Genomic DNA, 12,693 nt, shown 5'->3' on the forward strand with positions numbered 1-12,693 from the left:
TTTTTTGCCTCCTTAATAAATAATTATACATTTTTTAAAGATAATAAAAGTTATTTCATCTCTAATACTTCTATCTTATGCACCTCTACACCTAATAATGCATTAGTTGCTTCAATTAAAGTATTTTTTATTTCTACATTTCCTCCACCCTGAGCCACTATAAGTACACCAGATATTTTAGGACTAATTTCTTTTAAAATAAGCGGTTCATCTCCACTTATTTTAACAGTTGTAGATTGAGATTTATCTGTTATTATTTGCCTTTTATCACCATTTAAAGTTTCTTCGTTTGTTGTAGCGTTTTCTTTTGTGCTATCATCTTTTGTTACAATCTCTCTTCCACTTTCTAATGCTATCATAACATCTACATTTCCAACTCCCATTATTTGAGATAAAATACTTTCTAGTCTTTTTTCCAACTGCACTTCATATGTATTGTTATCTTGTGCATTAAAATCTAAAGATTGTCCTTTATATTCTATGCTTTCATTTTCTTTTTTATTACTAACAAATACGTTATCACTTAAAATAAGTAACATTATACCCAAAAAAATAGCTATCAAAATATTATAATAGTTTTTTTTATCTTGAAATATTTTTCTAAATATATTCATATTTTTTCTCCTTTTTCTTATGCTATTGTTATAAATACATTATCTGTTTTTATGTTATAAACTTGTGAAATTAAATTTTTTATATTATCTATTTCTTGTTTTTCTGCATTTTGTAAATTTTTATCTTCATTAAAAGGTTTTATATAAATATTTTGATTATTTTTCACTAATGTAAGATATATACTTTCAATATTTATCTCTTCATATTTATTTTCATATAATTCTAAATTTATATCTTTTATTATGTATTTATCTTTTAATATTGTTTTTATTTGTGATTTTATATTTTCTTTAAAAGCACTTTTAACCATGTCATTTTGTATATTTTTATACTTTTCAACATTTATCATATTATTTTGTTTAAAATCTTGCTCATTAAATATAGTTAAAGCTTCTACATTTTTAACACTATCAAATATTAAATTTAAAGGTTCTATCATAATAAATACTAATATCATTCCAAAAACTAAGTTTATATATGAGCGATACTTATTAGTTGGCAAAATAACTTGTATGAAAGACATAAATACTAAAAATAAAATAATATTTTTTATATAATCATAAAAATAATCTAACATACAACCCCTCCTTTATCCTGTTACCGTAAGTGTGATAGCTATAAAAAATATAAATAATATTAAAAATATTATTAATCCAGACAAAACTAATTTTGCATATTCTCCCATTGCATCAACACAAGATGTTATTCTCCTATCACTTATAGGTTCTATTAATACTGCTGTTATTTTATATATAAGTATTATACCTATTAGTTTTATTATTGGAACAATGGAGCAAATAAGTATTGCTATTAATATTCCTATGCCTATACCACTTTTTAAAAGCCCTACAAAATGCATAATGCTATCAACTGCCCCTGTTATAGCATCTCCTACAACAGGAACAAAACTTATAAATGTTTTTGCTGTTTTATTTATAGCACCATTTAAAACAGGAGCACCTATTCTCTGTATAGATATTATAAATCCAAGCCCAATAGCTAGTCCTCTTAAAGAAAAATTTATAAGCCATTTTAAAAAATCTATTAATTTATTTAAAACTTCCTTTGGTGTAATATAATTTATAATATTTAAAATAGCTGTACTAGCTATTAAAGGTATAAACATATTTTTCATAAAAAATGATAATATAGATAATGATGTTAATATAAAACTACTAAATATTGTAGCACTAGTAGAGGCTCCCGACATAAATAAAAGTCCAATTAACATTGGCATTATTCCATTTATAATGTTTGATATACTATCTATCGTGCTATATAATATTTCCACAACTATATTAAAACTAGTTGTTAAAAGCATTGCTATAACCATATATGTTGTATAAAATCCTATTTCTGCAACGCTCTGATTTTTAAAACTTTCTGTTAATATTTTAAAAAAAGCCGATAAAAATGCTATTAATATTACATTTTTTATTATTTTAGAATTTGTAAATATTTCTTCAAAAATTGTTTTTATCAAATAATTAATTATATCTGAAATATTAAAATCTAACCCTTTTCCCGATAGAATATTTTTAACTACTTGTGAAAATTTAAAATCACTTTTATAAATATTTTCGTTTATTATTGTGTCATATTGTTCTATTTCTAAATTATTAAGTGCTTCAGATAAATGTTCATTTGCATAAGCTGGTTTATAAAATCCTAAAATACATATTATAATAAGTATAATCTTTTTCATATTTTATCCCCCTAAGGCATAAGGCTTGTTATTAAACCTAATAGCCTTGTTATTATAGGTATAGATATAAACATAATAAGTATCTTTCCTGCTAATTCAATTTTTGATGCAATAGCGCTTTCTCCTGCATCAATACATATTTGTGAAGAAAATTCACATATATATGATATACCTATTATTTTTAATATAACACCTATATGCTCTATACCTATATCAAGCATAGAAACTATATCTAATATAGAGCTTAAAACTTCTTCTAGCGTTGGTATAATCATCATAAATATTATTACACCACTAATTATTGCAATCATAACAGACATATTTGCCATTTGAGGTTTTATAATTAAAATAACTATAACAGATATAATAGCTATTATACATATTTTTAAAATATCCATATTATACCTCCATAAAAGGCTAAAGGCTAAACAATGTTTGTACTGTTTCAAAAAGTTCACTTATATATTGTATAACCCAGAATAATACAACTACTAAACCTGCTAATGTTGTAAGCATAGCTTGTTCTTCTCTTCCTGCTCTTATAAGGACTTGATTTAAAACAGATACTAAAATACCAACTGCTGCTATTTGAAATATAACTGTAACATCCATATTTCCCACCTCTAAATTAATAATACTATTATCATTAGTCCAGATAAAAATCCTAAACTTTGATACATCTTAAAATTTTTATTTTTTTCATCATCTATATTTTTTACTGTGTTATTTATATATTCTATTACTATATTTAAACTTTCTATATTAAAATTTTTATCTAAAGACCCTATCATTTTACCTATAACACAAATATTTTCTATATCTTCTTTTACAAAATATGTTTCATATGCTCCATTTTTTATGGCATCTTCCCATAAAAAAGCTAGCTCTTCTCCTCTTTTTTCTTGCATATTTTCTCTAAATTTTATAAAAATGTTTTGTATAGGCTTGTTTAAATTTTTTTCAATATTTAAAATAGCCTCATTTAAACTAGAAAAAAACTTTATTTCAGAAGATAATGATAATAACGCTCTTTTCATTTCTAAAAGGTCATTTTTTCTATAAATCGGTTTATAGGCATAGTAAAATCCTATAATGGAAAATCCCATTAAAATAATAATACTACAAAAAATTTTTATGTACATTTAATTAACCTCACTATATATGTTTATTAAATCTTCATTATATATTTTATCTACACTACATATTCCATTTTTTCTAGTTAAAACTATATATCTTTCAAAAGTCTTTTTATCTAGTATATTTTTTATATTGCATTTTTTCTTTATATCTTCTATATCATAAGCGTGTATAGTACATATAATTTTAACACCACTATTTGAAATTTTTTCTATCGCCTCTATATCACTATTACTTCCTATTTCGTCTACCGCTATTACGCTAGGCGACATACTTCTTAAAAGCATAAGCATACCTTCTGGTTTTGGACATCTATCTAAAACATCTGTTCTTTTACCTACATCTAATTGTATTTTCCCCATATATGTAGCGGCTATTTCAGAACGTTCATCTATTAATCCTACATTTTCTTTATAGTCACTAATATTTCTTATAATATCTCTTAAAAGAGTTGTTTTACCACAATTGGGCGGAGATATTATCATTGTAGATTTTATATTAGGTACATTAATATATTTTAAAATATGGTTAGAACAACCTTTTACTTCTCTTGCTATTCTTATATTTATTGATGATATATTTTTTATAGTTTTTATACTATTATCTTCTAAAATTACTTTTCCTGTTATGCCTACTCTAAATCCACCTTTTAAAGTTAAAAATCCATTTTTTAGCTCCTGCTCTAATGCATATATAGAATAGTCTCCCATAGTTTCTATTGTTTGTGTTATATCTTCTATTGTTGGTTTATAAATTTTGTCTATTAAAAATATGTCTGATACTTCCTTATTTTTTAATATAAAATATTCATTTTTAAAAGTTTTAAAAATTATTCCTCTATCTAGCCTAATTCTTATTTCTTCTGCCTCTTCAAAATATTTATAGTCTATTCCAATTAGTAAATCTTTTATGTTTTTTCCAAAATAGTTTATAAGCTTGTCCTTTATAACCATCTTTAGTTCCTCCTTTGTCTTTTAAATAATTTATATGTTATACATAAAATTAATATTCCATTTTTATTATTAAAAAAATACTTTTTAATACTTAGTATATATTTGTTTATTTATGAAAAATAATTTATTTTTTTGTTGAAAAATTTGTAAAACTATTATAAAATATACAAGGTTAATAAATATTATTAGAATTATGTTAAATGTAAATTTTAAAGGTGATGATTTTATGAAAAATACAAAAAGTTCTTTAGTTTTTATACTAAATGTTATATCTGGTTTAGTTATTGGTTGTTTTATAGGTGATATGGTAAAAGAAATAAAATATCTTAGTTGGTTAAGCTATGGAAAAACTATTGGACTAACCTCTCCTTTATCTATAAATTTAGAAATAATCGCTATACAATTTTCTTTTACAATAAAATTTACTTTAGCTGGTATTATAGGTATGATAATATCTATATTAATATATAAAAAGTTGTCTTAAAGGTGGTTCATAATGAAAAAAATTATATTAGCTTCATCTTCTCCTAGAAGATGTGCACTATTAAATCAAATGGGTGTAAATTTTGATATAATACCTAGTGATATAGATGAAAGTAGTTTTAAAGATTTAAAAGGTAGTGAGCTTGTTAAAGCTCTTTCAATAGAAAAAGCAAAAAACATTTTTAATAAAATAGAAAAAAAAGAAAAAGATATTTGTATAATTGGCTGTGATACAATAGTTTCTATTAATGATACAATACTTGGAAAACCAAAAGATAAAGATGATGCTTTTAATATGCTTATGCTTTTAAATAATAATATGCATACTGTTTTTACAGGACTTAGTTTAATTGGTTTAAAAGATAATGTTTATTTTGAAGAAACTATTTGTTCTTCTTCAAATGTATATTTTTCTGATTTTTCTAAAGAAGAGTTATTAAAATATGTAAATACCCTAGAACCAATGGATAAAGCTGGTGCTTATGGTATACAAGGTAAAGGTGGATTTTTAGTATCTAAAATAGAAGGAGATTTTTATTCTATTATGGGGCTACCTATAAATAAACTTTATAATATGCTAAATAAATACGATTTTTTGTGTCATAAAAATTTTACAAATTAGATATAGTTTTTTGCTTGATATATAATTAAAAACATTGTATTATATAATAATGTAATGTTTTATTTTGACAAATTAATACATAAAGCTTAATTTTAATACATTAATTTAAAAGTTTAATATTTATATAATTGTATTTTGTATTACTTTTATAAAATTTTGGATATAATATAAGTGATCATTTTTTAGGAGGATATATATGTTATCAGTGACAAAGGATATGGGAATAGATTTAGGTACTGCTAATACACTCGTTTTTGTTAGAGGAAAAGGTATTATTGTAAACGAACCTTCAGTTGTAGCTATAAATACACTAACAAGGCAAGTTTTAGCCGTTGGTGATGAGGCTAAAAAAATGATAGGACGTACACCTGGGTCGATACAAGCTATTAGACCTATGAAAGACGGTGTTATTGCAGATTTTGAAGTTACTCAAGAAATGTTAAAATATTTTATAGGAAAAGCATATAATAAATCATTTTTTTCTAGTAAACCAAGAATAGTTATATGTGTGCCTTCTGGTGTTACAGAAGTTGAAAAACGTGCTGTTATAGAGGCTGCTATGGCTGCTGGAGCTAAAGAAAAAAATGCGTACCTTATTGAAGAGCCTATGGCTGCTGCAATAGGTGCTGGTCTTCCTGTTGGAGAACCTTCTGGTAATATGGTTGTAGACATTGGTGGTGGAACAAGCGAAGTAGCTGTTATTTCTCTTGGTGGTATTGTTACTAGCAAATCAATAAGAGTAGCTGGAGATGTGTTTGATTCTTATATAGTAAACTATATTAAAAAAGAATATAATCTTGCAATAGGCGAAAGAAGTGCTGAAAATATAAAAGTAACTATTGGATGTGCATATCTTGGTGATGAACAAACAAAAATGGACATAAGAGGTCGTGATTTAGTAACAGGCCTTCCTAAAACAATTACTATAACAGCTAAAGAAATACAAGATGCTTTAACTGAACCTGTTTATTCTATGATAGATGCAATAAAATCTACTTTAGAAAAAACTCCACCAGAGCTTGCTTCTGATATAATGGAAACGGGTATATATTTAACTGGTGGTGGTGCTTTATTAAAAGGCTTAGATATACTAATCTCTCAAGAAACTGGTATGCCTGTTCATATAGCAGATGAACCTTTAAATTGTGTTGCTTTAGGTACTGGTATGGTTTTAGAACAAATTGATACTTTAAAAAATGTTCTTATATCATCTCAAAGGTTAAGAATGAACTAAGGGGCGTTTTAATTGAAAATTATTGTAAAAAATAAACAAATATTTATAGGTTTTTTTATAATTCTATGTATTTTATTAGGTTTATTTTCTTTTAATAGAATAAATCCTACACTATTTGAACGTACTTTTGGTTTTGTTATAACACCTATACAAAATGTTATAACTTCATCAACAAACTGGATTGAAAAAAAAATAAACACATTTTCCAACATTAATAAATTAGAAAATGAAAATGAAGAACTAAAAATTGAACTAGAACTAAAAAATCAAGAACTAAATCGTCTAAAACAACTAGAAAGAGAAAATGAAAAACTCTCAGAGCTTTTAGATGCCTCTTCTAGATATGGTGAGTATTCTACCATTACTTGTAATATAATAGCTAGAGACCCTGGCAACTGGTATGAAACTTTTACAATAGATAAAGGTTCTAGTAGTGGTATTAAAAAAAATATGGTTGTATTAGCTTTTGGTGGTCTTGTTGGAAAAGTAGAAGATGTTGGAGAAAACTATGCTAAAGTTAGTTCTATAATAAATGGTACTTATTCTGTTAGTTCAAAAACTTTAAGAACAGATGATGAAGGATTTATAAAAGGTGATATATCAAATAAAGGTATGCTAAAAATGGACTATATAGATAAAGATGCTGAAATTAAAGAAGGAGACGAAATAGTTACTTCTCATTTAAGTGATATATATCCTGCTGGTATAACAATAGGCTATGTTACAAGCGTATCTTTAGATAGTAATAATAAACTATCTAAAACTGCAACAATAAAACCTGCCGTAGATTTTAAACATCTTGAAAAAGTTTTAGTTATTGATAAAGATAAAAAATAATTTTAACTTTATCAATAACTATATAACTGTTAATATTATACATATAAAATATTATTTTAGGAGGTTTATAATTGCGTTATTTTACTTATATAGTTTTAATTTTAATAAATTTCATTTTACAAACAACGTTATTTAACTATATAGAAATAATAGGTGTTAAACCTAATACTATGGTTATTTTAATAGTCTCTTTTGCTTTTATGCGTGGTGAGATAGAAGGTGGTATTATAGGTTTTTTATCTGGTCTTTTAATCGATTCTTATTTTGGTCAAGTATTAGGATTAAATGCTTTTATAGGTCTTATTATAGGGTTCTTATGTGGAAAAATATTTAACGAATTTTATAAAGATAGTATTTTAATACCATTTTTTTTAACTTTATTTTTTAATATTTTTCACGGATTTTTATTTTTCTTTTTTAATGTATTTTTAAGAGGATACCCTAACATATTTACCTTTTCAAAAAACATAATTATACCAGAAGCTTTATATACAGCTATTGTTTCTTTCTTTCTTTATAGGATTTTGTTTGCTATAAATAAAAAGTTAGAAAAATTTGATAGAAAAAAGAAAAATTTGTTTAAACAATAGTTTTTAGTATTTAAGAGGTGAAATATGAAAATACGTTTAAATAAACATAATAGCAACAACAATTTAAGACTTTTAATAGTATTTATAGGTATATGCTTTTTATTCTTTATTCTAATAATAAAACTTTATACATTACAAATAGTTCAAGGTGAATTTTTAAAAAATCAAGTTTTAGGTACAATATCAAAACCTATAAACTTAGAAGCTCCACGTGGCAATATATACGATAAATTTGGTCGCCCTCTTGCAGTAAATGAATCTTCTTTTACTGTAAATATAGACCCTAGTATAAATATAGACCCATCAATATCTGGATTTACATTAAATGATATTATATTAAAAACTATAAATGTTTTAGAAAAAAATAACGAACAAATAGTGGATGAATTTCCTATATCTAAAGAAAAACCTTATACATTTCTTTTTGATGGTAGCGAATCTTTAGAAAAAATTTGGAAAAATGACATGAATTTAGAAAAAAACTCACTTAATATACCCGTTAAGGATATAACTGCTGAGCAAGCTTTTATTATATTAAGGGAAAAATTTGAAATAGACCCTGCTCTATCTGATGAATATGCTAGAAAAATATTAATGGTTAGATGTGAACTTTATAAAAGAAGATTTTCTAAATTTATACCTATAACTTTAGCTTATGATGTAAGCCAAAAAACTATATCTACTATTGAAGAAAATTCTTCTGAGTTTTTAAGTGTATATATAGATGTTGAAGCAAAAAGAGTTTATCCTAGTGGTCAATCTTTTTCACACATACTAGGTTATATAAGAAGTATAAACCCAGAAGAGCTTAAATATTATCAAAGTAAAGGATATACAGAATATACAAGTAATGATATTATCGGTAAAGAAGGTATAGAAAAAGCATTTGAAACAGTTCTTAATGGTAAAGATGGTACAGCATATTATGAAGTTGATAATCTTGGTAGAAAAATCAAAAAAAATGAAGACTTATCTATCGAACCTATAGCTGGTAATGACGTTTATTTAACTTTAGATGCTAATTTAAATAAAGTAGTATATAATGCTATAGAAACAACATTAAGTGAAGTTATTATAAACAGACTTTTAAATAAAAATTCTAATGGACCTAATTTATCATCTAAAGATATTTTTTCTGCAATGGTAAAATCAAACACATTAGATATAAAAAAAATATTATCATCTGAAGAAAAAACTTATTCTAATAACCTAAAAAACTATATTTATTCTAAAGACTCTACAGCTATAAATGACTTAGAAAAAGCTAAAACTATTTTATCTGATGGAGTTAAAAATAATTTAGTATCACAAACTCATATAATTTTGGCATTGTATGAGCAAGGTGTTATAGTAGATGACGAAGCTTATGTAAATCGTATAAAATCTGGAAATATATCTTCTTTACAATTTTTAATTGATAAATTGAAGTCTTTACAAATAACTCCTCATATGACGGGTATGTTACAAGCTCCTGCTTCTGCCTCTGTTATTGTTTCAGATGTAAAGTCTGGTGGTATTTTAGCTAGTGTTTCTTATCCTTCATATGATAATAATAAATTTGTTAATAATTTTGATAATGATTATTATAGAAAATTAAGTAGCGACCCTACTTCTCCTATGAATAATAGACCTTTTACTGAACCTAGGGCTCCTGGGTCTACCTTTAAACCAATAACAGCAATAGCTGCCTTAGAAAATGGTATAATTACACCACGAACTACTATTTATGATAAAGACGTTTTTACAGAAGCTGGTAGACCTTATGCTCAATGTTGGATACACGGTAGCCATGGTAATGTTGATGTTGAAAAATCTTTAGAAGTATCTTGTAATTATTTTTATTATGATATTTCTCATAGAATGGGTATACAGCTATTAAATAAATATATGGAAGAATTTGGATTAAACCAAAGGTCTGGTGTAGAAATATATGAACTATATGATTCTTCTTCATTACAAAAATATCCTTCAAAAATTTCTTCACCTGAATATAAAAGATATATAGAATCTTCTAGAAATCCAGATGCTTCTGAAAGTGATTTAACTTGGAAAGCTGGAGATACAATAAGAACTGCAATAGGTCAAGCTTATAATAATTATACTGCGTCTATAATGGTTAAATATACTGCTACATTAGCTAATGGTGGTTATAGATATTCTTTACACTTTTTAGATAAAATAGCTAACAATGAAGGTAACATTAAAGAAAAATATGAACCTATATTAGAGCATAAAGTTGAAATTAGCGAAAAAAATTTACAAGCAGTTCATAATGGTATGTATAGAGTTACAACTGGTACACAAGGTACATTAAGAAGAGATTTTAAAGATTTTCCTATTAAGGTTGCGGCAAAATCTGGAACAGCTCAAGAAAATAAAAAATATAATAATCATAATGTTTATATTGGGTTTGCTCCATTAGATGACCCACAAATAGCTATATCTGTTTTTATACCTTATGGTGATGATAGTTATTCTCCTGCCCCAAAAATTACCAAAAAAATATTAGAAGAATATTTATCATTAAATAAAGAACCAGAAAAAAAATATACAAATAGTCTTACTAAATAGTATTAGTTATTAGGAGGTAATTACTTTGAATAAAAATATAGTTATTTTTAAAGGTATTCAAAATGGTATTTTAATTATGCTTGATAACCAAGTGTCATTTAATGATATAGAAAAATCTCTTTTAGAAAAAATGAAAAATGCAAAATCTTTTTTTAAAGATGCAAATATATCTATAACATTTAAAGGTAGAGATTTATCTGAAGATGAAGAAGCTATCCTTTTAAATATTATATCAAAAGAGTCTGGATTAGATATTTCTTTTGTAAATAATATAGAAAATACTTCTAGAGAAGATACACAAGTCTCTTCTCTAGAAGAAAATATTTCTAACAATACAATAATACAAAATTATATATCAAATAATCAAAATTCTTTAACACACTTTCATAATGGTTCTTTACGTAATGGTCAAAAAATAGATTTTGCTGGTAGTGTTGTTGTTATTGGTGATGTTAATCCTGGTGGTCAAGTGGTAGCCGAAGGTAATGTTATTATTCTTGGTAAATTAAAAGGTATTGTGCATGCTGGTTGTAAAGGTGATAAAAACTGTTTTATATCTGCTTTACATATGATGCCTAATCAACTTATTATTGGTGATTGTCTTGCATATTTTCCAAATGATATAAAAAGAGATATTGTTCCAGAATATGCCTATGTAGAAGATAACCAAATTTTTGTAAAACAATTAATTAAATAATTATGTATATTTTTGTTAATATTTGCTTAAAAAAATTAGTGCAATTTTTATAAAATTCTGTTAATATATATGTATGTTAAGAATTTTACATTTTTATTTTATATTTCAGGAGGAGTTTTAATGAGTGAAGTTATAGTTATTACATCTGGTAAAGGTGGCGTTGGTAAAACAACAACGTCTGCAAATTTAGGGACTGGTCTTGCTCTTGCTGGCAAAAAAGTTGCTATGATAGATGCTGATATTGGCCTTCGTAACTTAGACGTTATAATGGGGTTAGAAAATAGAATTGTATATGACCTTATAGATGTTGTAGAAGGTAATTGTAGATTAAAACAAGCTCTTATTAAAGATAAACGATATGATAATCTTTTCTTATTACCTGCTGCTCAAACAAGAGATAAAGATGCTGTTAGTCCAGAACAAATGCAAAAATTATGTGATACATTAAAAGAAGAGTTTGACTATATTATTATAGATTGCCCTGCCGGTATAGAACAAGGCTTTAAAAACGCTATTGCCGGTGCTGATAAAGCAATTGTTGTTACAACACCTGAAGTATCTGCTGTTCGTGATGCAGATAGAATAATAGGTCTTTTAGAAGCTAATGAATTAACTAATCCTATGCTTATATTAAACCGTATTAGAGTGGATATGGTTAAAAAAGGTGATATGATGGCTATGGAAGATGTAACAGAAATATTAGCAATTGATATATTAGGTATTGTACCTGATGACGAAAGCATTGTTATATCTGCAAATAAAGGTGAACCAGCTGTTACAGATAATTCATCTAAAGCTGGACAAGCTTATAGAAATATTGCTCAAAGAATTATGGGCAATGAAGTTCCTCTTATGGAATTATCTACTAATACTTCTTTATTAGATAAATTTAAAAATTTATTTAATAAAAAAGCTCAATAGTATTTTGGTTATTTTTTTACAAAGGAGGAATAATATTGTTAGATATATTTAATAACATATTTGGCAAAAAGGCTTCATCTAAAGATGTTGCTAAAGACAGATTAAAGCTAGTTTTAATTCACGATAGAGCAAATTGTTCAACTCAAGTTTTAGAAATGTTAAAAACAGATATTATTCGTGTTATATCTAATTATATGGAAATAGATGAAGAAGAATTAGATATACAAATAACAAAAACAGAAACGGACGACAAAGAAAATAGTGTTCCTATGCTTTATGCAAATATACCTATTAAAAGTATGCACAAAAATCAAGGATAATATAATTT

At 25.5% G+C, this 12,693-nt stretch carries 16 protein-coding genes; 9 read left to right on the forward strand and 7 right to left on the reverse strand.

Translation table 11 applies throughout. The features are described 5' to 3' along the window. Positions 1-50: 50 nt before the first annotated feature. From NBW53_RS07585 to spoIIIAA, 7 genes are read right to left on the reverse strand one after another with little or no spacing between them, the layout of a single operon-like run. Entirely contained in the window at positions 51-614 is a 564-nt protein-coding gene (locus NBW53_RS07585; protein WP_250277672.1) for a hypothetical protein, read from the reverse strand. 17 nt (positions 615-631) lie between these two features. Beyond that, on the reverse strand, positions 632-1,192 hold the full coding sequence (locus NBW53_RS07590) for a stage III sporulation protein AF (RefSeq protein ID WP_250277673.1): 561 nt from the start codon (positions 1,190-1,192) through the stop codon (positions 632-634). Positions 1,193-1,204: 12 nt separating this feature from the next. After that, the gene (locus NBW53_RS07595; protein WP_250277674.1) at positions 1,205-2,320 is read right to left on the reverse strand and encodes a stage III sporulation protein AE; all 1,116 of its coding nucleotides are present in this window, start codon (positions 2,318-2,320) and stop codon (positions 1,205-1,207) included. An 11-nt stretch (positions 2,321-2,331) separates the two neighbouring features. Beyond that, positions 2,332-2,718: a stage III sporulation protein AD gene (gene spoIIIAD, locus NBW53_RS07600; protein ID WP_250277675.1), complete on the reverse strand. Its 387-nt coding sequence runs from the start codon at positions 2,716-2,718 to the stop codon at positions 2,332-2,334. Between the two features lie 19 nt (positions 2,719-2,737). Beyond that, entirely contained in the window at positions 2,738-2,932 is a 195-nt protein-coding gene (gene spoIIIAC, locus NBW53_RS07605; RefSeq protein ID WP_250277676.1) for a stage III sporulation protein AC, read from the reverse strand. Positions 2,933-2,943: 11 nt separating this feature from the next. Further along, a complete protein-coding gene (locus NBW53_RS07610; RefSeq protein WP_250277677.1) occupies positions 2,944-3,462 on the reverse strand; it encodes a stage III sporulation protein AB in 519 nt (172 codons plus the stop codon). Next, positions 3,463-4,410, reverse strand: coding sequence for a stage III sporulation protein AA (spoIIIAA, locus tag NBW53_RS07615; protein ID WP_250277678.1), 948 nt, complete (start codon positions 4,408-4,410; stop codon positions 3,463-3,465). Between the two features lie 226 nt (positions 4,411-4,636). Here spoIIIAA and NBW53_RS07620 point away from each other — a divergent pair, with 226 nt between their 5' ends. From NBW53_RS07620 to minE, 9 genes are all read left to right on the forward strand, one after another. Then, positions 4,637-4,894 carry a DUF4321 domain-containing protein gene (locus tag NBW53_RS07620; protein ID WP_250277679.1) on the forward strand — a complete coding sequence of 86 codons (258 nt, stop codon included), beginning with the start codon at positions 4,637-4,639 and terminating at the stop codon, positions 4,892-4,894. Between the two features lie 12 nt (positions 4,895-4,906). Beyond that, positions 4,907-5,515, forward strand: coding sequence for a nucleoside triphosphate pyrophosphatase (locus NBW53_RS07625; RefSeq protein WP_250277680.1), 609 nt, complete (start codon positions 4,907-4,909; stop codon positions 5,513-5,515). A 196-nt stretch (positions 5,516-5,711) separates the two neighbouring features. Then, positions 5,712-6,749 carry a rod shape-determining protein gene (locus NBW53_RS07630; RefSeq protein WP_250277681.1) on the forward strand — a complete coding sequence of 346 codons (1,038 nt, stop codon included), beginning with the start codon at positions 5,712-5,714 and terminating at the stop codon, positions 6,747-6,749. 12 nt (positions 6,750-6,761) lie between these two features. Continuing rightward, positions 6,762-7,586, forward strand: coding sequence for a rod shape-determining protein MreC (gene mreC, locus NBW53_RS07635; protein ID WP_250277682.1), 825 nt, complete (start codon positions 6,762-6,764; stop codon positions 7,584-7,586). A 71-nt stretch (positions 7,587-7,657) separates the two neighbouring features. Then, positions 7,658-8,176 carry a rod shape-determining protein MreD gene (gene mreD, locus NBW53_RS07640; protein ID WP_250277683.1) on the forward strand — a complete coding sequence of 173 codons (519 nt, stop codon included), beginning with the start codon at positions 7,658-7,660 and terminating at the stop codon, positions 8,174-8,176. A gap of 24 nt (positions 8,177-8,200) precedes the next feature. Continuing rightward, positions 8,201-10,747, forward strand: coding sequence for a penicillin-binding transpeptidase domain-containing protein (locus NBW53_RS07645; RefSeq protein ID WP_250277684.1), 2,547 nt, complete (start codon positions 8,201-8,203; stop codon positions 10,745-10,747). Between the two features lie 25 nt (positions 10,748-10,772). Continuing rightward, positions 10,773-11,444 (forward strand): septum site-determining protein MinC, encoded by a 672-nt coding sequence (gene minC / locus NBW53_RS07650; protein ID WP_250277685.1) that lies wholly within the window; start codon positions 10,773-10,775, stop codon positions 11,442-11,444. Positions 11,445-11,564: 120 nt separating this feature from the next. Then, positions 11,565-12,365 carry a septum site-determining protein MinD gene (gene minD, locus NBW53_RS07655; RefSeq protein ID WP_250277686.1) on the forward strand — a complete coding sequence of 267 codons (801 nt, stop codon included), beginning with the start codon at positions 11,565-11,567 and terminating at the stop codon, positions 12,363-12,365. 44 nt (positions 12,366-12,409) lie between these two features. Continuing rightward, positions 12,410-12,685, forward strand: a complete 276-nt coding sequence (gene minE, locus NBW53_RS07660) for a cell division topological specificity factor MinE (protein ID WP_408647059.1) — start codon at positions 12,410-12,412, stop codon at positions 12,683-12,685. The last annotated feature ends 8 nt before the right edge of the window (positions 12,686-12,693 follow it).

Origin of the sequence: [Clostridium] colinum (assembly GCF_940677205.1) — a bacterium.
Taxonomy (GTDB): Bacteria; Bacillota; Clostridia; order Lachnospirales; family CAG-274; genus Tyzzerella; species Tyzzerella colina.